Here is a 22,084-nt window from a genome sequence, read left to right as displayed (position 1 = left end):
GGGCAAGGGGTCCTCCACAAGGAGGACGGGGTCCCTCCTCAGGGCCTGCCGAAGTCGGTGCTCCCGGTCGGCGGCTTGACCTCGTCGCCGGTCTCGCCCTCGTCGCCGCGGTAGGTCGGATGGTCGGTGTGGCGGGGGTCGTCGTCGGTGTCGTCGACGTCCTCGGGGACCAGCGGCGTCTCGTGCAGGACGTGCTCGCGCGCCTCGTCGCGGTCGGTGCCCGGTACCTCGGTCATGGCGACCTCCTCAACTCGGGGTCGATCACCTACCCGGCGGCTCTCCGGCGGATGCGCGCGCCGCTACGCCCGGGGCGAACGGCGGCGGCGCCACCAGCGGGCGCGCACCGGGGCGGGCGGCGGTGCCGCGGCCGGCTCGGGCTCCGGCGGCGGGCGGGTGGCGTGCCAGAGCCGCACGAGCGCCTCCTCGTCGGCCAGCCCGGGAACGGCGTCGGGCCCGTCCACCGGACGCCGCCAGTGCTGCTCCACGCGGGCGTTGAACTCGGCGACCGTCGCCCGCACCGCGGCCTCGCTGGGCAGCTGCGGGACCCGCAGCGCGAGGTCCTCGCGCTCACGGCGCAGCGCCATGCCCGGCGGCAGGAGGTCGCGCGGGTCGGCCTGCTGGCGGCGCGCCCACTCCAGCGCCCACTCGTAGCTGGTCTGCTCCTTGTCCCGCCGCGGCAGCGGCCGGCCGGTGCCCCCGAGCCCCTCGAACGCACCCCGCTCCTGCGCCTGGGTGATCTGGTGGTCGATCCAGGTCTCGAAGGACATCCCCGGGGGCTTGCGCTCGGTCATCACCCTCCTTGGTACCCCGCTGTTGCCGGATCGTGTCTTGACCTCCGGCGTCACTCGTGCGGGGACCCCGGCGTCCTCGCGGAGCGTGGCGACCTGCCACGAAGGGGTGAACCGGCAGCTCAGCGCCCTGCGTGCAGGACCGGGAACCCCCACGCTGGCCGTCGTGCCGCTGTCCGTCCCCGGCTTGCCCGACGTGCCGCCCGAGCTGGCCGGACCGGTCGCGGTGGAGCTGGCCAAGCCGGTGCGCGACCTGCCGAGGGCCGACGCGCTGCCCGGCGGCGTCCTCTACGAACCAAAGTGGGACGGCTACCGCCTGGTCGTCGTGCGGACCGGCGGCACGACCCGGGTCTGGTCCCGGCAGGGCCGCGACCTGTCGTCCCGCTTCCCGGACGTCGTCGCCGCGGCCGTCACCCAGGTGCCGCCGGGCACGGTGCTCGACGGCGAGGTCGTCGTCTGGAACGGCTCACGCCTCGACTTCGGGCTGCTCCAGCAGCGGATGGTCGCCCCCCGCGGCCGGATCGGCACGCTAGCCGCCGCCGCACCCGCCTCCTACGTCGCCTTCGACCTGCTCGCGCTCGGCGGCGCCGACCTGCGCGGCCGGCGGCTGCGAGAGCGGCGGGCGGCGCTGGAGGAGCTCGCCGACCGCTGGGCCCCGCCGATGCAGCTCTCGCCGGTCACCACCGACCCCGCCGAGGCCCGGCAGTGGTCGGCCGACTTCCGCCCCGCCGGGGTGGAGGGGCTGGTCGCCAAGGGCGCCGGCACCCGGTACGCACCCGGGCGCCGCGAGTGGCTGAAGGTGAAGTCCTGGGAGACCACCGAGGTGCTCGCCGGTGGCGTCATCGGGTCGCTCGAGCGGCCCAGCCAGCTGGTGGCCGGGCGCTACCGGGGCGGCGAGCTGGTCGTCGTCGGCCGGACCAGCCCCCTCTCGCCCGCGCAGTCCGCCGAGCTGGCCGACGTCCTCACCCCGGCCGGGTCGGACCACCCGTGGCCGGACCGGATCGGCACCGGCGCCTTTGGCGGCGGCCGGCTGTCGGTGGCGCTCACCCGCGTCCGGCCGGACGTCGTCGTCGAGGTCAGCGCGGACGCCGCACTGCAGGCCGGCGTCTTCCGCCACCCGCTGCGGTTCGTGCGGGTGCGCCCGGACCTCACGCCGGAGGACGTGCCGAGGATCGCCTGAACCCCACGACCCTGGCGCCGTGACCGCTCGGCGCGATCCGCGGTGGTCCCCCGTGCCGTGGTCGTCGGCTGAGCAGGCCGGCGACGAAACCCGCACGGAACACCACGCGTGGACGATCGGGCGGGTGCACACCGGCGACCAGCTCAGCCTGACGGCGGCCGACCTGGCGGTCCGCACCCTGGGCCCGGCGACCGTCCCCTCACCGCTCGACGGCTCCCTGCTCGACCCCCGCGACAGCGTCCACTACGTCGCCGAGACCGACCGGGTGCTGCTCGACGACACCCTCGACATGGCCGTGCTCCGGGGGCTGCCCACCGGCGAGCTGCCCGCGTTCGAGCCCGGCGGCCCACGCTCGCGGCTGTTCTTCCACCCGCCCCGCACCCGCGTCGGCGTGGTGACCTGCGGCGGGCTGTGCCCCGGGCTGAACAACGTCATCCGCGGCCTGGTACTGGAGGCGTGCGGTCACTACGGCGTCGCCTCCGTGATCGGCTTCCGCAACGGCTACCGCGGCCTGACCCGCGCCGGAGCTGCCGACGCCGTCGAGCTGACACCGGCCACCGTCCGCGGGCTCAACGACCAGGGCGGCACCGTGCTGGGGACCTCCCGCGGTGGGCAGGACCCGGCCGAGATGGTCGACACCCTCGTCGCGCGCGGCATCGACGTCCTCTTCGTCATCGGCGGTGACGGCACGCTGCGCGGCGGGCAGGAGATCGCCGACGAGGCCGCGCGCCGGGGCCTGCCGATCGCCGTCGTCGGCATCCCCAAGACCATCGACAACGACATCCCGTGGATCGATGCCAGCTTCGGCTTCCAGACCGCGTTCGGCCGGGCCGCCGAGTCGATCCGGGCCGCGCACACCGAGGCGCGCTCCACGCCGAACGGCGTCGGGTTGATCAAGCTGATGGGCCGGCACTCGGGCTTCATCGCCGCCTACGCGTCCCTGGCCAGCGAGGACGTCGACGTCGTCCTCGTGCCGGAGGTGCCCATCGACCTCGACGGGCTGCTCCTCCACCTCGGCCGTGTCCTCGACCGGCAGGGCCACGCGGTCGTCGTGGTCGCCGAGGGGACCGGGCAGGAGCTCTTCGCCGGGCAGCCGCGGGAGCGGGACGCCTCGGGCAACCTGCGCCTCGGCGACATCGGCGCACTGCTGCGCGACCGGATCACCGCTGAGGCGCGCGCCTGCGGCCGCGACATCAGCCTGCGCTACGTCGACCCGGGCTACGCCATCCGCAGCGTGCCGGCCAACCCCTTCGACAGCGTCTACTGCGCGCGGCTCGCGCAGGCCGCTGTCCACGCCGCCATGGCCGGCCGGACGGCGACCGTCGTCGGTCGCTGGCACGGCCGGTTCGTGCACCTGCCCATCGCGCTGGCCACCGCCAGCCGCAACCAGGTCGACCCGCAGGGCGACCTGTGGCTCTCGGTGCTCGAGGCCACCGGCCAGCCGGTCGGCGGTTGAGCGGTCTCAGCCGCCGACCGCGACCCGGCCCTTGGCCACCTGGACCGCCGCGACCAGCCCGGCGAGGACGACCGCGGTCGAGGGGACGGGGGCGCCGAGGAAGGCGGTGACGAGGACGAGCACGGCGGCGACCGGGAAGCCGACCTGCGCGACCGGGCCGTAGTGGTCGCCGCGGTGCCGGACGTGCAGGGCCCAGACCACCAGCAGGAAGACCGCGACGGGCAGCGGGACCGCGAGGTCGCCCGCCAGCTGGGAGCCGGCGTAGGCGCCGGTGTCGACGTCGATCGCGACCTCCAGCCCCGAGCCCACCGCCGCGGTCGCCGCGAAGACGGCGTAGTGCCCATAGCCCCACAGCAGCGGCAGCCGCCGGCTGGCGAGCAGGTCGCCGCGCGGCTCGTCGAAGTAGAGCCACCACAGCGCGAGGACGACGACGAGGCCGGCGGCAGCCAGGGTGGACAGCGGCAGCACCTGTGCGGTGTGCTCGGTCAGGGCCTCGGTGACGGCGTTGGTCGCCCCGAGGATCACCTCGCCCAGCACGATGAGGGTGAACAGCCCGTACCGCTCGGCGATGTGCTCCGGGTGCCACGGCGTCACCAGCCGGCGCTCGGCCACGGCCGGCACGGCCAGCTCCGCGGCGACCAGGACGACGACAGCCGGCCACAGCAGCCCCTCCGGGAGCAGCAGCCGCAGCAGCCACAGCACCTGGACGACGGTGACCAGGACGGCGTAGCGCAGTGCCGGCTCGCGGAACTCGGGGGCCGACGCCGCCGCCCGCAGCCACTGGCCCACCATCGCCAGCCGCATGACCACGTAGCCGAGGGTGACGATCCCGAAGTCGCCGTCCTGGGCCACCGCGGGGACGCCGGCGGCGAGCACCAGCACGCCGGCCATCTGCACGAGGGTGGTCAGCCGGTAGACCCCGTCGTCGGTGTCGAAGGCGGAGGCGAACCAGGTGAAGTTCATCCACGCCCACCAGATGGCGAAGAAGACCGCGAGGTAGCCGACCACACCGCTCGCGGCGTGGTCCTCGCTGACCGCGTGGTGCAGCTCGGCGGCCGCGGAGGCGACAGCCACCACGAAGCACAGGTCGAAGAGGAGCTCGAGCGGGGTGGCGGCTCGGTGCTCCTCGTCGGGCCTGCGGGGGCGCATGGGGCGACGCCACGGCGACCGCGGTCCGGTCCGGGTCTCGACGGTCACGGCAGGATGCAACTGCGGCCGGGCCGCGCCGGTCAAGGACGCGGCTCAGTCCTGCTGCGGCACGCGGCCCAGCGCCACCAGCAGCCGGCGCAGGAGGCCGGCGAGGACGTCGAGGTCGTCGCCGGAGAGCCCGGCCAGGAGCCGGCGCTCGGTCTCCAGGTGGTCGGGCAGCGCGGCGTCGAGCGCCGCCCGCCCGGCCTCGGTCAGCGTGACGACGACGGCCCGCCCGTCGACCTCGCTGCGCTCGCGGGTGATCAGCCCCTTCTCCTCCAGCCGGTCCAGCCGCTGGGTGATCGCGCCGGAGGTGACCAGCGCGGTCCGCATGAGCGCGGTAGGGGTCAGCTGGTACGGGGCCCCGGCCCGGCGCAGCGCGGCCAGCACGTCGAAGGAGGGGACGTCGAGGCCGTGGCGGGCGAAGGTGACGCGCTGGGCGAGGAACACCTCGCGCTGCAGCTGGGAGATGCGCCCGACGACGCCCATCGGGCTGCAGTCGAGGTCGGGCCGCTCCCGGGCCCACTGGGCCAGGATCTGGTCGACGGCGTCCCCCATCCCGATACCTCAGCAGTGAGGTTTCGGTGGCGTCAAGCCGGGTGCAGGCGGGTGCTGAGCCGGACGGTGAGCCCGTCGGGACCGGGCAGCAGGTCGACGGAGTCCCAGAGCTTGCGGGCCAGCCACAGGCCCATGCCGCCGCGGCCGAGGTCGGCGCCGTGGGCGGGCCGGAAGCCGGCCAGCGGGTCGGCGAAGGAGCGCCCGGAGTCGGTGATGGCGCAGACCAGCCGCTCGCCGTCGGTCCACATCCGCGCCGACACCGGCCGGACACCGTGCCGGAAGGCGTTGGCGGCGATCTCGGCGGCGGCCAGGTGCAGGTCCTCCCGCTGGTCGCGGGCGGGCACCTGGGCGGCGAGGACCCGGCCGAGCTCGTGGCGCAGTGTCACCAGGGTGGGGACGTCGTCGAGGGCGAGCACCGGCGCGGTGTCCTCGACCGGCTCGCGCGGCCACGGCAGCCGGGGCAGGTACTCCGCCGGGTCCCGGTAGGCGGGGCTCGGCGTCCAGGCCCCGTCGACGACCAGGTGGGGGTGGGTGGCGGCGACGGTCTCGACCACGGCAGCGGGCAGCCGGCTCCGGTCGTACAGGCACAGCCGGTCGACCGGCGCGTCCTGCATGACCCGGTTGGCTGCCGACTCGAACCGCACGCCCTCGCGCCAGTCGGCGGGAGTGGGCCCGAAGTCCTGCAGGGAGAGGATGCGCAGCCGGCCGCTGTCCGCCCGCTCGGCGGTCCACCGGGCGCGTGCCAGCGCGTCGGGCGCACGGGCTCCCATCAGGCTCAGTGCGGGGTCGTCGCGGACCTTCCGGGCGCGTTCCCCGAGTTCGCCGCACAGCAGCGCCGTGACGTCCGGCGGGCAGGCCAGCGCGACGACGTCCCCGGCGCGCAGCCCGGCGTCGAGGAAGGGCAGGGCCACGGCTAGCAGGTCGGCCTCCCCGCGCACCACCGCGGCGGCGTGCCCCGGCAGGACCAGGGACGCGGCGCCGCTGCGTGGGTGCGGCAGCGGCGCCCGGGGCTCGTCCGCCGCTCGGTCCACCTGGTCCGGTCCTCCCTCCGGACGGGGACTCCGACCGGTCGAGGCGTCATCCTCGTACACGTCCACCCCGCGTTGCGCGCGGGGTGTCGGATGAGCGCGCCGTTCCGTTCGTGGCCGCGTCGTCGACCCCGGCCAGGGCGAGGATCCGCGCCGGCGGGGTCCCGGGCCGGGTGAGCACCCGCAGCTCCACGCCGGCGTGCCGCGCCCGGACGGCCGCCTCGAGGACCAGGCCGACGCCTGCGCTGGCCAGGTAGCCGGTCGGCCGGAGATCCAGCGTCGCGGCCGACCCCGCAGCGAGCTGCTCGAGCCGGGTGAGCACCTGCTGGCGGACGCGCACGACGGTGGCCAGGTCGACCTCCCCCTGCACCTCCAGACGCGGGCCGCCGAGCTCGTCGTGCACGGCCACGCTCGCTCCGCCGTCCCCCGAGGGTGCCGCCGGCGCTCGCTCGGGACGGGCGGTGGAACCGGGGAGGAGAGGAGCCATCCGGAAGCGGACCGTGGTACCGGCGACCCCCGGGGCGTGCACCACCTCGACGTCGGTGCCCAGCGCGTCGATCAGCTCCAGACCGCGCCCGCGGTAGCCGCGGTCGGCCGGCGGCGGCCGCCACACACCGGTGTCGCGCACCTCGACCCGCACGCCGCCGTCGGCCTCGCGGGCGACCCGGTAGCTGCACTCGCCGTCGTCGGGGGACGCGGCGTAGGCGTGCTCGACCGCGTTGGCCAGCGCCTCGCCCAGCGCCAGCTGCAGGTCCTCGGCGGTGTCCTCGGGCAGCCCGGCCGCCGCCGTCCACGCCGCCACGTCCCGGCGGACACCGGAGAGCCGGCGTGGGTCGGCGGGCAGCCGCGCGGCCAGCGGCTCCGGCAGCAGCCGGGCGGCGATCAGCGCGACGTCGTCGGGCTGGTCGGCGTCGGCGAGGACCTCGGCGAGCAGCCGCCCGGTGAACGCGACCGGGTCGGCCGCGGCGTGCCGGGCAGCCGCGGCCCGGACCCGCTCCAGCCCGTCGTCGAGGACCTCGCCGCGGCGCTCGACCAGGCCGTCGGTGTAGAGCAGCAGGGTCGCGCCGGGGGCGATGTCGGCGGTGCCCTCGGTGTAGGGACGACGTCCGGGCGCGCCGAGGACGGCCCCGGAGCCGGCACCGTCGAGCAGCCGCGCCCCGTCCGGCGTCACCAGCAGCGCCGGTGGGTGCCCGGCGCGGGCCCAGCGGACCGTGCCGGCGGTGCCGTCGACGACCAGGCAGGCCGCGGTGGAGGCCAGCGCACCGGGCAGCCGGGCGGCGAAGCGGTCCAGCAGCTCCAGCGCCTGCGCCGGGCCGCAGCCCTGCAGCAGGGCGGTCGACAGCGCGCTGCGCAGCTGCCCCATGACCGCCGCGGCGGCCGGCCCCTGGCCGACGACGTCGCCGACGGCGATCGCGATCCGGTGGTCGGCCAGCTCGACGACGTCGTACCAGTCCCCACCGGCCTGGGTGCCCTCGGCGCCGGGCAGGTAGTGCGCGGCCAGCGCCAGCCGCTCCAGGGCGGGCAGCTGCGCCGGCAGCAGGCTCAGCTGCAGCGTCTCGGCGATGCCCCGCTCGGCCCGGTACAGCCGGGCGCGGTCCAGGGCCTGTGCGCACTGCTCGGCGACGGCGAGCAGCATCGCCTGGTCGGTGGCGGAGAAGCGCCGCACCGCGGGCCAGGCGACCGCCAGGACGCCGACCACCCGGCCGGCCACGGTCAGCGGCAGCGCCGCCACCGCCGCCAGCCCGAAGTCCCGCGCCGACGCGGCCAGCTCGGACGGCAGCTCGCGGTCGGCCGGGGGCTGCGCGGTGACGTCCTCCACCCAGACCGGACGCCGCTCGGTGACGGCGGTGGTGGCCGCCAGCGGGGCCGACATGGGCAGCGTCCGCCACACCTCCAGGCCGGCCGGGCTGCCCCCGTCGATGGCCAGCGCGGACAGCGCCCGGTGCGAGGGGTCCACCTCGTAGACCGCAACCCGGCTGTCCGGGCCGGTCAGCACGCGGACGTGCCCGCCGGCCACCTCGGCGACCTCCAGCGGGGTGGTCGCCGCGGACAGCTCCGCGGTCGCCCGCTGCAGCAGCGCCAGCCGCCGTGCCGCGGACCGCTCCTCGGCGAGCAGCACCGCGTTGTCCACCGCCAGGGCGGCCCGGCCGGCGACCTCCTCCAGCAGCACCCGGTCGTCGTCGTCGTACGGCGGCGACTCCGGGTGCCGGGCGAGCCCGAGGACGGCGAGGACCCGGCCGCGCACGGACAGCGGCACCGCCATCCCCGAGCCGACGGCCACGGCCTCCGCGATCTCCGGACGGTCGGTGGCCACCTGCGGCAGCTGCCGGCGCAGCACCGTCCGGCCGGTCGCCACGACCTCGGGTCCGAGTCCGGAGTCGGGGTCGTAAGCGGCCTCGGCGGCCTCGGCGGCACCGTGGAGCCCGGCGACCCCGGCGAAGCGCAGCCGTCCGTCCTCCTCCAGCACCCGGGCCGTGCAGAGGTCCGCGAGGCGCCGGTCGACGACCAGCCGGGCCAGCGCGCCGAGCTGTCCGTCGACGGTGGTCTCCCGGTCCAGGGCCGTGCCCACCTCGGCGAGCAGCGTCTGCCGCGCCGTCTCGCGGGTCCGGGCGTTGATGTCGGTGCAGCTGCCGACGTACCCGGCGAACGTCTCACCGGCCCCGATCGGCGCGGCCCGCTCGAGCAGCCAGTGGTAGGCGCCGTCGGCGCGGCGCAGCCGGACGTCGACCTCCCAGCCCTCACGGCGGGCGGTCGCCGCGGCGACGACCTCGGCGTAGCGGTCGCGGTCCTCCGGGTGCAGGCCCCGCGCCCAGCCGTCCCCGACCTCGTCGCGGGCCGGGCGGCCGGTGAACTCGGTCCAGCCGCGGTTGACGAACACCCGCCGTCCGTCGGGGTCGGACACCCAGATGAGGGCCGGCGCGAGGTCGGCCATCGCGGTGAACTGCGCCTCCGCGGCGCGGCGGGCCCGGCCGAGCTCCAGGTGTGCGCCAAGGCGCGCCAGCAGCTCCTGCGCGGAGAACGGCTTGACCAGGTAGTCGTCGGCCCCGGCGGCCAGACCCTCGACGGCGGCCTCCTCGCCGGCCCGGGCCGAGAGCAGCACCACCGGGACGCGGGCGGTGCGCGGCTCGGCGCGCAGGGCCGCCAGCAGCCCCATGCCGTCGAGCTCGGGCATCATCACGTCGCTGACGACCAGGTCGGGTGGGTCGGCCAGCGCCGCCTCGAGCGCCTGCCGGCCGTCGGCGACCGCGCGGACGTCGTAGTGCGGGCGCAGCAGCCGCTGCAGGTACTCCCGCATGTCGGCGTTGTCGTCGGCGACCAGCACCCGCCCGGAGGCCGCGGCCGGGCCCGGGACGACGGGTGGCAGCTCGGCGCCGGGCGCGTCGTCCCCGCCGGGCAGCCAGCGCATGGCCTCGGTGACGAAGGGGACGGCGGCGGCGGAGACCGCGGGCACGTCCGGAGCGGGCTCGGCCAGCCGGTCGGCGGGCAGGTGGGCGGTGCCGATCGGCAGGGTGACGGTGAACGTCGTCCCGGCGCCCGGGGTGCTCTCGACGTCGATCTCGCCGCCGTGCAGGGCGACCAGCTCGCGCACCATCGCCAGGCCGATGCCGCTGCCCTCGCCCGACCGGCCGCGGGCGTCGGCCACCCGGTGGAAGCGCTCGAACAGGCGGGGCAGCTCGTCGGCGGGGATGCCGGTGCCGGTGTCGCTGATGACCAGCCGGGCGGCCCCGTCGTCCTGTCGCAGCCGGACGGCGATGCCGCCGGTGAGGGTGAACTTCAGCGCGTTGGAGAGCAGGTTGAGGACGACCTTCTCCCACATGTCCCGGTCGACGTGCACCGGCGCGTCCAGCGGCGCGCAGTCGACGGTGAACTCCAGCCCCGCCCGGACGACGGCCGAGCGGAAGACGCTGGCCAGCTCGGCGGTGGTGGCGGCGAGGTCGACGGGCTCGAAGCGGGCGTCGATCCGGCCGGCCTGGATGCGGGAGAAGTCGAGCAGGGTGTTGACCAGCTTGCCCAGCCGCTGCGCGTTGCGCTCGATCACCTCGAGCTCCTCGCGCAGCCGCGGGTCGGACGCCGCGGCCGGGGAGGCCCGCAGCTCGGCGACCGGGCCGGCGATGAGCGTCAGCGGGGTGCGGAACTCGTGGCTGACGTTGCTGAAGAAGTCGGTCTTGGCCCGGTCCAGCTCGGCCAGCGCCTCGGCCCGGCGGCGCTCGGCCTCGTAGCTGCCGGCGTTGGTGAGCCCGGAGGAGACCTGGTTGGCCACGAGGGCGAGGAAGCCGTGGTAGGCGTCGTCCCAGCGGCGGTGCGGGTTGAGGCCGACGACGAGGAAGCCGGCGACCCCCTCGCGGTCGGACGCCGACGCGGCGATCGGCAGTGCGACGCCCTGCACGGGCGGCCGGTCCCAGGCACCGGTCGGCAGGCCGGGGCAGCGGTCGGCGAGGTCCTCCACGAGCACGTCCTCGCCGACCAGCAGCCGGGCCAGCGGCCACGCCTCGTGGTCGTCGGTCAGGACCCGGGGGACGGCGGACGACCCGGGCTCGATGCCCACCGCGCTGCCCAGCCGTGCGGCGCCGTCGTCGTCCAGCAGGTACACGGCGCTGAACGGCAGGTCGACCGGGTTGCGGGCGAGCTGCTCACCGGTGGCGGCGAGCACGGCCTCCGCGGAGCGAGCTGCCCCCAGCGCCGCGGCGAGGTCCCGCAGGGTGCCCATCCGGCGCTCGCCGACGACCTGCTGGGTGGTCTCGGTGACCACGCAGAGCAGGCCGCCGGTGCCGCCGCCGTCGTCGGGCAGGGGGCTGTAGGAGAAGGTGTGGTACGTCTCCTCCGGGTAGCCGCTTCGCTCCAGGAAGAGCAGCAGGTCCTCGTCCCAGGTGGCGGCGCCGCTGTCGAGGACCGCCTGCGTGCGCGGCCCGATGTCGGGCCAGATCTCGGCCCACACCTCCGAGGCGGGCCGGCCCAGCGCCCACGGGTGCTTGGCCTGCAGCGTGTCGTGCCGGTAGGCGTCGTTGTAGAGGAAGGCGAGGTCCGGGCCCCAGCCGGCCCACATCGCGAACCGCGACGTCAGCAGGATCCGGACGGTGTGGCGCAGCCCGGAGGGCCAGTGCTCCGGCGGACCGAGCGGTGTCTGCGACCAGTCGACCGCGGCCATCGCGCGGCCGACCTCGCCCCCACCGGCGAACAGCGACGTGTCGGGGTGCTCGTCGCTCACTCCGACATCACGACTGGATGGTAGGTCGGGGGGTCGCCACGGTCGGCTGCGGGCGTGTCGACCCGCGCGCCGACGCCGGGCGGTCGGAGGACCGGGCTCGGCGAGGGTGTCCTCCGGGAGCGGCACCCGTCGACCCCTGCCACCCGGGCGGTTTCCGCAGAGATCGCCGGGGAGTGCTGCCATGCTCGTCGCATGGCCGCACTCGACGACTTCAACGCCGAGCCCGCCGACCGCGCCGTCCAGGCCCTCCGGGCGTGCAACGCCGCGCCGCGGTTCGCGGCAGCGGTGGTGTCCGGCCGGCCCTACCCGGACGTCGACGCGCTCGTCGCCCGCGCCGAGGAGGTCGTCCGCGGGCTGCCGTGGGACGAGGTCGAGCTGGCGATCGCCGTCCACCCGCGGATCGGTGAGCGACCCGAGGGCACCTCGCCCGAGGCCGAGGCCTCCCGGCGGGAGCAGAGCGCGGTGGGCTCGGCGGACGACGCGACGCGGGCCGCGCTGGCGGAGGGCAACCGAGCGTACGAGGAGCGCTTCGACCGGGTGTTCCTGGTGCGCGCCGCGGGCCGCTCGCCGGAGGAGGTGCTCGCCGAGCTGCGCCGGCGACTCGACAACGACGAGGAGACCGAGCGCGCCGAGGTGACCGGTCAGCTGGCCGAGATCACCGCGCTCCGGGTGCGGGAGCTCGTCTCGTGAGCGTTTCGACCCACGTGCTGGACTCCGTGCTGGGGCGGCCGGCGGTGGGGATGACCGTCCGGCTGTTCGCCGGGGAGGAGCTGGTCGCCGAGGGGGTCACCGACGCCGACGGCCGCTGCCGGCTGGCCGAGGGGGCGACCGCTCCGTGCGCCCACCGGCTGGTCTTCGCCACCGGCCCGTGGTTCACCGGACAGGGGCGGGACACCTTCTACCCGGAGGTCGTCCTCGCCTTCGACGTCCGCCGGCCCGAGGAGCACCACCACGTGCCGCTGCTGCTGGCCCCGTTCGCCTACTCGACCTACCGCGGGAGCTGACCCGACCGGTCGACCGCCTCGCCGCCGTCCTGACCACAGCACGCGCGCGACGTTCCACGTGCAACAACGGACGGCGCCGCTCGGGACCGTCGCCACTCGACGACTCGAGCGCCGCCCTGACGTCGCCGCGGTGCGGCCGTCGATGCCGGGCTCCTGCTGGCCCGCGACCCGGACGGGCCGAGGCGTCAGCGGCCCCAGCTGTCGTCCTGCGGCGCGGTCTCGAGGCCGACCCCGGCGAAGAGCAGGTCGGCGTGCACCCGCAGGTCGGCACCGCGCTCGTCGTCGGTGGCGAAGACGTCGGCGCCCTCGGCCACCCCGACCCCGCCCGCGCCGCGGCAGCTCCACCACACGTGCCAGCCGGCCGGCACCCGCACCCCCACACCGCCCATCAGCGCCCGCACGGTGAGGTCCACCCCGCCGGGCACCTTGGGGACGGCGCCGAGGTCGAGCCGCGCCCCGGCCATGAGCAGGTCCAGCCGCACGCGGGAGAGTTCGGGGTTGACCGGCCGCAGCTCGACCCCGCCGAGCACGACGACCCGCCGGATGCCGGCCGTGCTCTCGTCGCCCTCGTCCTTGCGCCGGGCCACCAGCCGGCCGGTCACCGCGACCACGGCCTGCAGCGCCCACCAGCCCAGCAGCCAGGGCAGCACCCTGCGGACGGCGGGCGGCAGGGTGCGCGCAGTCGTCATGCGGTCAGCCTGCCCGCCGTCCCGCCCGCTGCCCAGGCCTGCGGTGCTGGCACCATCGGCCGGCGTGGGCGACGAAAGCGACGTCCTGACCTACGAGGCGTTCGGCACGGCGGCGCGCGAGCTCGCCGAGCAGTAGCAGGACCTCCCTGCCCCCATCACTCGCAAGCTCGTGGCGGGCCCTGCAGGGAGGCCGGCCTGTGCTACGCCCTCGACGTCGAGAACCTGTCCGTGATGGACGTGGAGTCCTACACCGACGTCGACGAGCGGCTCGACCTCCCGGTGGTGCTGCCCCCGACCCTCGACGTCGTCGACCCGACCGGCGCACGGGTGCTGGTCGCCGACGACGTCACCGACACCGGCAAGACCCTGGAGCTGGTGCGCGACTCCTGCGCCGGGCACGTGACCGACGTGCGGACGGCGGTGGTCTACGAGAAGCCGCAGTCGGTCGTGCGCTGCGACCACGTGTGGCGGCGGACCGGCCGGTGGATCGACTTCCCCTGGTCGTCGCAGCCCCCGGTGCGCCGCCGGGACGTCGAGTAGCCGGAGCGCTGCACCTCACGCCCCGGCACGCAGCCGGTAGAAGCGGAAGAAGTCGTGCTCGACGGGGAGGACGTCGACCCCCGCGAACCCGGCCTCACGCGCGTAGCGCTCCAGCGTGGCCGGCCGCATCACCGTGCCGGTGCCCGTCGACGGCCGGGTGGACAGCCCGTCGGGCAGGCAGCAGGTGATGCTGTAGCCGTACATGACGCGCTCGATCGCGTCGCCGGGCGCCGTGAAGCGCTCGGCGACCTTCTCGTCGACGACGAGCACGGTGCCGCCGCGGCGGACCATCCGGCGCATCGCGGCGAGCACGGCGACGGGGTCGGCCAGGTCGTGGACGCACTCGAAGGCGGCGACCAGGTCGTAACCACCCTGCTCCCCCGCGGCGGCGGCGTCCACGGTGGTGAACCGGACCCGATCGGCCACGCCCGCCTCCTCGGCGTTGCGCCGCGCCTGCTCGATGGAGGGCTCGTCGACGTCGAAGCCGTCGACGCGGACCTGCGGGTACGCCCGGGCGATGCCGATGGCGGACCAGCCCATCCCGCAGCCGACGTCGGCGACCCGGCCGCCGGCTCGCAGGGCGGCGTCGATCTCCGGCACGGACGCGAGGTCCTGGGTCGCCAGGGGCCCGAGGAAGTAGGCGCGGTTCGCAGCGGCCTGGGCGTCGCGGGCGTCACCCATCTCGGCCCAGGAGAGCCCCTCGCCGGTGCGGTAGACCTCGAGCAGGCGCGGGACGTTGCGGGCGAACGCCAGTGCGACGTGCGCGAACGGCGGCATGTAGGCGAGGTCGTCGCGGTCGAGGAGGACGGGGCGGTGCGCCTCCGGGAGGGTGTAGCGCCGATCGTCGGGGGCGGCGGCCTCGTCGTCCACGGTGAGGAAACCGGCCACGGCCTGCTGCTCCAGCCACTCGCGGGCGTACCGCGGAGCCGTGCCGGTGCGCTCGGCCAGCTCGGGAGCGGTCGCCGGGGCCTCGGCCAGCGCGCGGTACCAGCCCAGCTGGCTGCCGAGGTGGACCGCGGCCAGTTCCAGGGTGGCGACCATCCCGTCGAAGAGGCGCTCGGCCAGGGCGGTGGTGGCGTCGACGGGCGGGGTCTCGGTCGTCGTCATGGCGCCCGACCGTGGCGGAGACGGGCCGGGCGGACCAGGGCCGTCCGGCCCCGTGAGACCGGCCAGGGGCCGATCGGCCCCTGGAAGGACCCCGTCCTCCTCACCCCTCGCCCGCTCGGGGTGAGCCTCGGGACGGGGCCGGGACAGGGTGCGTCAGCTGCGGCGGGTGGAGACGGTGACGGTGAAGCGCCGGTCGGACGCGGCGACCTGCGTGGGGCCGACCAGCCGGCGCAGCGCCGCTCGGTGCGGCAGCCGGTTGTTGTAGACGCACCACAGCTCACCGCCCGGCCGCAGCACCCGCCCCGCCGCGGTGAACAGCCGGTCGGCGGCGCCGGTCACCACGGCCGCGCCCAGGTGGAAGGGCGGGTTGCAGACGACGAGGTCGACGCTCGCGTCCGGGACGGTCGACGCCGCGTCGTCCCGCACCACCCGGACCCGGTCGGCCACCCCGTTGGCCGCCGCGGTCTCGGTCGCCGAGGCCACCGCCGCCGCGGACTGGTCGCTGGCCAGCACGGTCGGCTCCGGCCGGGCGAGGGCCAGCGAGGCGGCCAGCACGCCGGTGCCGCAGCCGAGGTCCAGCGCCGTCCGGGCGTCGGGGGCCATCCGCGGCAGCACGGCCAGCAGGGCGCGCGTCCCCGCGTCCACCCTCGTGCCGGCGAACGCGGCGCCGTGCGCGCAGACGACGAGCCCCAGGTCGGGGTGCTGCTGGCGGCGCGGGAAGGTCGACCTCACCCCGGGCCGGGGCCCGCGCGCGACCAGCACCCGCGACTTCTGCCGGGCCAGCGTCGCATGCACCTCGGTGAACCCGATGGCCAGGACGTCGTTCATCGCGTGGGTCATGTGCTTGACCCGCCCGCCGACCAGGAGCGTGACGTCGGGCGCGGCCGACGCCGCCACCACCTCCGTGAGCTCGCGCAGCGCGTCGAGCGACCTCGGTGCCTTGGCCAGCACGAGCCGGACGCCGTCCGCCGACCCGGGGCCCAGCGGCAGCGAGCGGTACGTGGCGGTCAGCCCGGTGCGCTCCGCGTTGCGGGCCAGCGCCAGCTCGCCGACCAGCAGGTCCTGGTGCACGCGGACGTCCCGGGCGCCGGCGGCGACCGCGCCCAGGGTCAGCGCGCCGTAGGAGTCGTCGACGACGGCGACCTCCCCGGGGTCGACCGCGGCGAGCAGGTCGGCGGCCTCGTCGAGCAGCAGCCGGTCGGTCGCGTCGACGGCGACCAGGTCCGGCGCCTCGGCGTCCGGCTCCCGCCGCAGATGCTCGAGCACATCCCCGATCCGCGGCGTCACAGGCATAGGAGGCTATGCATACGGATCCGACGCGAGAACGTAGGCAAAGCCTCCTATGCCTGGTTCAGACGCCGGACAGGCCGACCGGGCAGGAGACGCCGGTCGAGTGGACCGGGCAGTAGCCGTTCGGCACCTTGTACAGGTACTGCTGGTGGTAGTCCTCGGCGTAGTAGAAGTCGCGGAGCGGCGCGATCTCGGTGGTGATCTCGCCGTAGCCGGCCGCGGTCAGCCGCTGCTGGAACGCCTCGCGGCTGGCGCGGGCGGCCGCCTCCTGCTCCGGGCCCTGGTAGTAGATCGCCGAGCGGTACTGGGTGCCGACGTCGTTGCCCTGGCGCATGCCCTGCGTCGGGTCGTGGTCCTCCCAGAAGACCTTGAGCAGCTGCTCGTAGGAGGTCACCGCTGGGTCGAAGACGACGAGCACGGCCTCCGTGTGGCCGGTCTGCGCAGAGCAGACCTCCTCGTAGGTCGGGTTGGGCGTGTAGCCGCCGGCGTAGCCGGCCGCGGTCGAGTAGACGCCCGGCTGCTCCCAGAAGACCTTCTCCACGCCCCAGAAGCACCCGGCCCCGAAGACGGCGGTCTGCATGCCCTCCGGGAAGGGCGGCTGGATGCGGTTGCCGTTGACCGCGTGCAGCTCCGGGACGTTGGGCAGCGGCGTGGGGCGGCCCGGCAGCGCGTCCTCGGCTGACACCGGCTGGGTCTTGAACCGGGAGAAGAACATGCTCCGAGCGTAGGCCCGACCGGCAAGGAGGACCGGCGGCTGCAGGCAGCGAGGAGCGGCCCGGTGGTGGCAGAGGCAGGATCGGGTGCGTGGCTGCGACGACCCGTGAGTGGCACCTGGCGGCCCGGCCGCACGGCGAGCCGACCCCCGAGGACTTCCGCCTGGTGGAGGTGCCCGTCCCCGAGCCGGCCGAGGGCCAGGTCGTCGTCCGGAACGTCGTGATGTCGGTCGACCCGTACATGCGCGGACGGATGCGGTCCGGCCCGTCGTACGCGCCGCCGTGGGAGGTCGGCGAGGTGATGAAGGGCGGCGCTGTCGGCCGGGTGGTCGCCTCGCGGGCGCCCGAGCTGCCCGAAGGGTCGCTGGTCCTCACCGACGCCGCGTGGCGCGAGACCGCCGTCCTGGACGCCGCCGCGGTGACCCGGCTGCCGGCCGCGGAGGACGTGTCGCCGTCCTGGTACCTCGGCGTGCTCGGCATGCCGGGCCTGACCGCGTACGCCGGGCTCTTCCGGGTCGGCGCCTTCCGCGAGGGGGACGACGTCTTCGTCTCCGGGGCCGCCGGCGCGGTGGGCAGCCTGGTCGGTCAGTTCGCGCGGCTACGCGGCGCCGGCAGCGTCGTCGGCAGCGCCGGGTCGGCGGAGAAGGTCGCCTGGCTGCGGGAGCTCGGCTCCACCGCTGCCTTCGACTACCACGACGGTCCGGTGGCCGAGCTGCTCGCCGCGGCCGCCCCCGCGGGGATCGACCTGTTCTTCGACAACGTCGGGGGCGAGCACCTCGAGGCCGCGATCGGCGCGCTCCGGGTGCACGGCCGGACCGCGCTGTGCGGCTCGATCTCCGGGTACAACGCCGTCGAGCCGCCGCCCGGGCCGCGCAACATGAGCCTGATGGTCGGCAAGCGGCTCACCCTGCGCGGCTTCCTCGTCAGCGACCACGCCGACCTGCGCCCGGAGTTCACCGAGACGGTCACCGGCTGGCTGCGCTCCGGCGACCTGGTCGTCCGGGAGACCGAGTACGAGGGCATCGAGCAGGCCGTACCGGCCTTCCTGGACCTGCTGCGCGGGGGCAACGTCGGGAAGATGGTCGTCCGGCTCGCCCCCGACCCCGACTGAGGTTCCCGCCGGTCGCATCGGGGCAGACTGCCGATCATGTGGTTCTTCCTCATGAGCCGGTTGCGCACCTGGCTGCTGCTCACCGTCGTCGTCCCCCTCGCCACCGGCCTGCTGCGCCGGGTCGGTCGGGTTCTCGAGCGGCGCACCGGGTCCACGCCGGTGACCCGCGCCCTGTACCGGGCCGGGGACCTCGGCGACCGCGCCCGCGCGACCCTCCGCGGTGGGCGCCGGCGCCGCCGCCGGTGACCACCAGCGGCGGGCGTCCCGGCCTGGACCACGAGCCGGCCGCGGGGCCGACCCGGGCGCTGGCCGTCTTCTGTCACGGCGGCACCGTGGCCAGCGTGCAACCGCCCAAGGAGCGGGCGCTGTCGCTGCTGCGGATGCGCGCCATCGAGCAGTTCGTGCGCGCCTCCGCCGTCGACCGCGGCCTGGACACCTACCTGCTGCGCTACCGGGTCGCCGGCTGGAACGGGGTGGCCGCCGACGCGTACGCCGACGTCCGGTGGGCGCTGGGCGAGCTGCGGGCCCGGCACGGGGACGACGTCCCGGTCGTGCTGGTCGGCCACTCCATGGGCGGCCGCGCGGTGCTGCGCGCCGGGGACGACGCCTCGGTCCGCGCGGTCTGCGCGCTCGCGCCGTGGACGCCGCCCGGCGAGCCGGTCGAGCACCTGCGCGGGCAGACGGTCGCGATCCTGCACGGCCGCGGCGACCGGTGGGTGCCGGCCACGCTCTCGGCCGACTTCGCCCTCCGCGCGGAGCAGGCCGGCGCGCACATCGCGCGGTTCACGATCGCCGGCGGGCACAGCATGGTCCGCAGGGCGCCGGTCTGGCACGCCTTCGTGCGGGACGTCGTCCTCGCCGGGACCGGGCTCGCACCGTGGCGACCCGACCTGCGTGCGGCCCTGGAGAGCCGGGAGCTCGCCGTCCCGCTCTGAGCCTTCGCCGTCGCGCGGACATGGCCGCATCGGACCTGGTGGACAGGGCCGTGGGTGAGCAACGATGCGCGGTCGTGCCCCCTGTCCCCTCCCGCGCAGCCGCGCTCGATGACGAGCTCCTCCGCGTCCACGACGCGCTGCGCGCCGACCTGCGCCGGCTGCAGGACGGCGTCCGCGAGCCGGGCCGGCCGCTCGGCGTCCACTGCCTGGCGTTCTGCACGGCGCTGACCCGGCACCACACCGGCGAGGACGCCGGTGCCTTCCCCGCCCTGGCCGCCCGGTTCCCCGAGCTGCGGCCGCTGCTGGAGAAGATGGCCGAGGACCACGCGGTGATCAGCGGCATCGTGGCGCGGATCGAGGAGGTCGCGGCGTCCGGCGACCCGGCCCTGGCCGGGGAGCTCGACGGCCTGGCCGCGATCGTGGAGTCGCACTTCTCCTTCGAGGAGCGCCGCATCCGCGCCGCCCTCGACGCCCTCGACGGCTCGGCGGTCGACCTGCTCGGCGCTCAGGAGAACAGCGCGCTGTAGCCGTTGAGCGCGGGCTGTCCGCCGAGGTGGGCGTAGAGCACGGTGGACGACGGGTCGATCTCCCGGCGGCCGACGAGGTCGATGGTCGCGGCCATCGACTTCCCCTCGTACACCGGGTCGGTGACCATGCCCTCGGTGCGGGCCGCGGTCTCCATGGCGCGGATCGTCGTCTCGTCGGGGATGCCGTAGACGCCGGCGGAGTAGCGCTCGTCGAGCTCGACGTCCTCCAGGGTCAGCTCGCGGCGCAGGCCGATCAGCTGCCCGGTGCGCTGGGCGATCCGCAGCACCTGGTCACGGGTCTCGGCGGGCTTGGCGGAGGCGTCGACGCCGAGGACCCGGCGCGGGCGGGCGCCGTCCTCCTCGAGCCTGGCGAAGCCGGCGACCATGCCGGCCTGGGTCGACCCGGTGACCGAGCAGACGACGACGGTGTCGAAGAAGACCCCCAGCTCGGCCTCCTGGGCGGCGACCTCCTCGGCCCAGCCGGCGAAGCCGAGCCCGCCGAGCGGGTGGTCGCTGGCACCCGCCGGGATCGCGTAGGGCCTGCCGCCGCGGGCCTCGATCTCGGCGAGCGCGGCCTCCCAGCTCTCCTTGAACCCGATGCCGAACCCGGCCTTCACCAGCCGGACGTCGGCCCCGGCCAGCCGGCTGATCAGGATGTTGCCGACCTTGTCGTAGACGGCGTCGGGCCAGTCGACCCAGCTCTCCTGCACCAGCACGCAGGACAGCCCGACCCGTGCGGCGACCGCGGCCACCTGGCGGGTGTGGTTGCTCTGCACCCCGCCGATCGACACCAGCGTGTCGCAGCCCTTGGCCAGCGCGTCGGCGACCAGGTACTCGAGCTTGCGGGTCTTGTTGCCGCCGAAGGCGATGCCGGAGTTGCAGTCCTCCCGCTTGGCCCAGACGGCGGCACCGCCGAGGTGCTCGGTGAGCCGGTCCAGCCGGTGCACCGGCGACGGGCCGAACAGCAGCGGGTACCGGGGGTGGTCAGACAGTGCCATCGGGGGTCTCCTCGGAAAGCTCGGACAGCAGCGCCGTCCAGATCTCGGTGGTGGCGGCGACGGCGGAGTCGACGTCGGAGTCCGCGCAGGCGGCGATCAGGCGGTCGTGCAGGTCGACGGACTCCGCCCCGTGTGCGGCGGCGAAGCGCCGGCGTTCGAGCCGGCGGACGGCGGGGGTGAGCCGCTCGACGGTCGCGGTGAGCGCGGTGTTGCCGCAGCGGGCCAGGAGCACGCCGTGCAGGTCGTCGTCGGCGGCCAGGGCGGCGTCGACGTCCCCGGCTCGCACCGCCGCGGCGAACCGCTCGTTGGCCGCGCGCATGGCGGCGAGGTCGTCCGGTGTCACCACGGGCACGGCCTCGCGGACGGCGAGCTCGTGCATCGCCCGGACGACGACGGCGGCGTCGCGGACGTCGCGCACCCGCAGCGGCGTGACCCGGGTGTGGCTCTGCGGCTTGGCCTCGACCAGCCCCTCGTCGGCCAGCCGGGCCAGTGCGGCGCGCACCGGCGCCACGGACAGACCCAGCCGGGCGGCGAGCTCGGCGTCCTTCACCACGGCGCCGGGCTCGAGGTCGCCGGAGACGATCGCCGCCCGGATGCGCTCGAGCGCGACGTCGCGCAGGAGGACGCGGGAGACCGGAGCGAGGACCACAACTGACATCTCAGATGTCAGGTTCGGGTACGTCAACCCCTCCCTGGCGGGGACCGTGCGGTCGTTGGCAGGCGTGGGCCTTCCACCCCGTGGGCCCGCGGCCCGACAGTGACCGGGTGTTCAGCGACTGGGCCGCCCCCGCCGACGCCGCCGCCCACTTCGCCCACCGACTGGCGGTCGAGACCGACGTCGCCGACGTGTCCGCGGCGCTCGCAGCCGAGGACCCGGGCTTCGTGCTGGTCGACACCCGCAGCCGTGCGGCCTGGGACTCCGGCCACGTGCCCGGCGCGGTGCACCTGCCCGGTCGAGAGATCGCGGAGCGCGCTGCGGCGGAGCTCGACCGCACCGTCCCCGTCGTCACCTACTGCTGGGGGCCGGGCTGCAACGGCGCGACGCGGGCCGCCCTCGCGCTGTCCTCGCTGGGCTACCGGGTGCGGGAGATGCTCGGCGGCTTCGAGTACTGGGCGCGGGAGGGGCTGCCGGTGGAGACGGCGGCCGGCGTGCACCGCCCGGACGCCGACCCGCTCACCACCCCGACAGCGGTCAGCTGCGGCTGCTGATCACGGGAGGGCCGGCACGGGGTCGTCGGCGAGGCGGCCCCAGATCAGCTCGTCGTGCTTGAGCCCGTCGCCGTAGCGGAAGGACCGGCGCAGTCGCCCCTCGAGGCGGAACCCGGCCTTCTCCGCCACCCGCCCGGAGGCGGTGTTCTCGACGGCGTGGCAGAGCTCAACCCGGTCCAGCACGGTCGTGAAGGCCCACCGGCAGGCCGCGTCCACCGCCCGGACGGCGACCGCGCGTCCTCGGGCGGCGGGGACGGTCCAGTAGCCGATCTGCGCGTTGCCCTGCGCGACGGCGATGGAGTGCAGCGACACCGAGCCGAGCAGCGCCCCGGTCGCGGCGTCCGTGACCGCCCAGGAGGCGTGGTCTCCGGTGGTCCAGTCGCCGCGCCGGCGCAGGAAGGCGAGCGCGTCCGGGCGGGTCGTGGCCGGCAGGCCGTTCCACAGCTGCATGACCGGGTCCCGCATCGCCGCGACGACGTCGTCGGCGTCGTCCTCCTGCCAGGGCCGCAGGCGCAACGCGCCGGCGTCGAGCTCGACCGGGTCCACGGGGAGCCATC

Annotated in this window: 23 protein-coding genes; 10 read left to right on the top strand and 13 right to left on the bottom strand. The window is 75.9% G+C overall.

What is annotated here, in order from left to right; all coding sequences use genetic code 11:
- Positions 1–38: 38 nt before the first annotated feature.
- Together ACU610_RS20305 and ACU610_RS20300 are read right to left on the bottom strand one after the other, a co-directional pair.
- Positions 39–236 (bottom strand): hypothetical protein, encoded by a 198-nt coding sequence (locus ACU610_RS20305; protein WP_446769502.1) that lies wholly within the window; start codon positions 234–236, stop codon positions 39–41.
- Positions 237–299: 63 nt separating this feature from the next.
- Positions 300–791, bottom strand: a complete 492-nt coding sequence (locus ACU610_RS20300; RefSeq protein ID WP_446769501.1) for a DnaJ family domain-containing protein — start codon at positions 789–791, stop codon at positions 300–302.
- 163 nt (positions 792–954) lie between these two features.
- Here ACU610_RS20300 and ACU610_RS20295 point away from each other — a divergent pair, with 163 nt between their 5' ends.
- Together ACU610_RS20295 and ACU610_RS20290 are read left to right on the top strand one after the other, a co-directional pair.
- The gene (locus ACU610_RS20295) at positions 955–1,968 is read left to right on the top strand and encodes an ATP-dependent DNA ligase (protein WP_446769500.1); all 1,014 of its coding nucleotides are present in this window, start codon (positions 955–957) and stop codon (positions 1,966–1,968) included.
- Positions 1,969–1,987: 19 nt separating this feature from the next.
- On the top strand, positions 1,988–3,424 hold the full coding sequence (locus ACU610_RS20290; protein ID WP_446769499.1) for an ATP-dependent 6-phosphofructokinase: 1,437 nt from the start codon (positions 1,988–1,990) through the stop codon (positions 3,422–3,424).
- Between the two features lie 6 nt (positions 3,425–3,430).
- On the opposite strand, the gene ACU610_RS20285 is transcribed toward ACU610_RS20290, so the two are convergent.
- The 4 genes from ACU610_RS20285 to ACU610_RS20270 all read right to left on the bottom strand — a co-directional run bounded on the left by ACU610_RS20285 (position 3,431) and on the right by ACU610_RS20270 (position 11,404).
- Positions 3,431–4,573: a low temperature requirement protein A gene (locus tag ACU610_RS20285; RefSeq protein WP_446769498.1), complete on the bottom strand. Its 1,143-nt coding sequence runs from the start codon at positions 4,571–4,573 to the stop codon at positions 3,431–3,433.
- Between the two features lie 93 nt (positions 4,574–4,666).
- The gene (locus ACU610_RS20280) at positions 4,667–5,170 is read right to left on the bottom strand and encodes a MarR family winged helix-turn-helix transcriptional regulator (protein ID WP_446769497.1); all 504 of its coding nucleotides are present in this window, start codon (positions 5,168–5,170) and stop codon (positions 4,667–4,669) included.
- A gap of 32 nt (positions 5,171–5,202) precedes the next feature.
- Positions 5,203–6,201 carry an anti-sigma factor RsbA family regulatory protein gene (locus tag ACU610_RS20275; RefSeq protein ID WP_446769496.1) on the bottom strand — a complete coding sequence of 333 codons (999 nt, stop codon included), beginning with the start codon at positions 6,199–6,201 and terminating at the stop codon, positions 5,203–5,205.
- A 46-nt stretch (positions 6,202–6,247) separates the two neighbouring features.
- Positions 6,248–11,404 carry a SpoIIE family protein phosphatase gene (locus ACU610_RS20270; protein ID WP_446769495.1) on the bottom strand — a complete coding sequence of 1,719 codons (5,157 nt, stop codon included), beginning with the start codon at positions 11,402–11,404 and terminating at the stop codon, positions 6,248–6,250.
- Positions 11,405–11,596: 192 nt separating this feature from the next.
- Here ACU610_RS20270 and uraD point away from each other — a divergent pair, with 192 nt between their 5' ends.
- The gene (gene uraD / locus ACU610_RS20265; protein WP_446769494.1) at positions 11,597–12,094 is read left to right on the top strand and encodes a 2-oxo-4-hydroxy-4-carboxy-5-ureidoimidazoline decarboxylase; all 498 of its coding nucleotides are present in this window, start codon (positions 11,597–11,599) and stop codon (positions 12,092–12,094) included.
- Entirely contained in the window at positions 12,091–12,408 is a 318-nt protein-coding gene (uraH, locus tag ACU610_RS20260; RefSeq protein WP_446769493.1) for a hydroxyisourate hydrolase, read from the top strand. Before uraD ends, uraH begins: the two co-directional genes overlap by 4 nt.
- Before the next feature lie 185 nt (positions 12,409–12,593).
- On the opposite strand, the gene ACU610_RS20255 is transcribed toward uraH, so the two are convergent.
- Positions 12,594–13,097 (bottom strand): hypothetical protein, encoded by a 504-nt coding sequence (locus ACU610_RS20255; protein ID WP_446769492.1) that lies wholly within the window; start codon positions 13,095–13,097, stop codon positions 12,594–12,596.
- Positions 13,098–13,328: 231 nt separating this feature from the next.
- Between ACU610_RS20255 and ACU610_RS20250 the strand changes: the two genes are divergently transcribed.
- Entirely contained in the window at positions 13,329–13,637 is a 309-nt protein-coding gene (locus ACU610_RS20250; protein ID WP_446769491.1) for a phosphoribosyltransferase, read from the top strand.
- Between the two features lie 15 nt (positions 13,638–13,652).
- Here the strand turns inward: ACU610_RS20250 and ACU610_RS20245 are convergent, their stop codons facing one another.
- The 3 genes from ACU610_RS20245 to msrA all read right to left on the bottom strand — a co-directional run bounded on the left by ACU610_RS20245 (position 13,653) and on the right by msrA (position 16,749).
- Positions 13,653–14,744: an SAM-dependent methyltransferase gene (locus tag ACU610_RS20245; protein WP_446769490.1), complete on the bottom strand. Its 1,092-nt coding sequence runs from the start codon at positions 14,742–14,744 to the stop codon at positions 13,653–13,655.
- A 153-nt stretch (positions 14,745–14,897) separates the two neighbouring features.
- The gene (locus ACU610_RS20240; protein ID WP_446769489.1) at positions 14,898–16,010 is read right to left on the bottom strand and encodes a class I SAM-dependent methyltransferase; all 1,113 of its coding nucleotides are present in this window, start codon (positions 16,008–16,010) and stop codon (positions 14,898–14,900) included.
- An 85-nt stretch (positions 16,011–16,095) separates the two neighbouring features.
- Positions 16,096–16,749, bottom strand: a complete 654-nt coding sequence (gene msrA, locus ACU610_RS20235) for a peptide-methionine (S)-S-oxide reductase MsrA (protein ID WP_446769488.1) — start codon at positions 16,747–16,749, stop codon at positions 16,096–16,098.
- A gap of 89 nt (positions 16,750–16,838) precedes the next feature.
- Between msrA and ACU610_RS20230 the strand changes: the two genes are divergently transcribed.
- The 4 genes from ACU610_RS20230 to ACU610_RS20215 all read left to right on the top strand — a co-directional run bounded on the left by ACU610_RS20230 (position 16,839) and on the right by ACU610_RS20215 (position 19,320).
- Positions 16,839–17,858 carry an NADP-dependent oxidoreductase gene (locus ACU610_RS20230; RefSeq protein WP_446769487.1) on the top strand — a complete coding sequence of 340 codons (1,020 nt, stop codon included), beginning with the start codon at positions 16,839–16,841 and terminating at the stop codon, positions 17,856–17,858.
- Between the two features lie 36 nt (positions 17,859–17,894).
- Entirely contained in the window at positions 17,895–18,104 is a 210-nt protein-coding gene (locus ACU610_RS20225; RefSeq protein ID WP_446769486.1) for a hypothetical protein, read from the top strand.
- Entirely contained in the window at positions 18,101–18,793 is a 693-nt protein-coding gene (locus ACU610_RS20220) for an alpha/beta hydrolase (RefSeq protein WP_446769485.1), read from the top strand. Before ACU610_RS20225 ends, ACU610_RS20220 begins: the two co-directional genes overlap by 4 nt.
- A 74-nt stretch (positions 18,794–18,867) precedes the next feature.
- Positions 18,868–19,320 (top strand): hemerythrin domain-containing protein, encoded by a 453-nt coding sequence (locus ACU610_RS20215; RefSeq protein ID WP_446769484.1) that lies wholly within the window; start codon positions 18,868–18,870, stop codon positions 19,318–19,320.
- Here ACU610_RS20215 and ACU610_RS20210 read toward each other — a convergent pair.
- Positions 19,299–20,318, bottom strand: coding sequence for a 1-aminocyclopropane-1-carboxylate deaminase (locus ACU610_RS20210; protein WP_446769483.1), 1,020 nt, complete (start codon positions 20,316–20,318; stop codon positions 19,299–19,301). The genes ACU610_RS20215 and ACU610_RS20210 overlap by 22 nt on opposite strands.
- Positions 20,305–20,976: a GntR family transcriptional regulator gene (locus ACU610_RS20205; protein ID WP_446769482.1), complete on the bottom strand. Its 672-nt coding sequence runs from the start codon at positions 20,974–20,976 to the stop codon at positions 20,305–20,307. The genes ACU610_RS20210 and ACU610_RS20205 overlap by 14 nt, the downstream gene beginning before the upstream one ends.
- A 107-nt stretch (positions 20,977–21,083) precedes the next feature.
- On the opposite strand from ACU610_RS20205, the gene ACU610_RS20200 reads away from it, so the two are divergent.
- On the top strand, positions 21,084–21,527 hold the full coding sequence (locus tag ACU610_RS20200) for a rhodanese-like domain-containing protein (RefSeq protein WP_446769481.1): 444 nt from the start codon (positions 21,084–21,086) through the stop codon (positions 21,525–21,527).
- Here ACU610_RS20200 and ACU610_RS20195 read toward each other — a convergent pair whose 3' ends face one another.
- Positions 21,528–22,073, bottom strand: coding sequence for a GNAT family N-acetyltransferase (locus ACU610_RS20195; protein WP_446769480.1), 546 nt, complete (start codon positions 22,071–22,073; stop codon positions 21,528–21,530).
- Between the last annotated feature and the right edge of the window lie 11 nt (positions 22,074–22,084).

The sequence above is a fragment of the Geodermatophilus sp. URMC 61 genome (assembly GCF_052931555.1).
The sequence above is the reverse complement of the archived record's forward strand: the minus strand, read 5'-3'. Positions and strand labels throughout refer to the sequence as shown.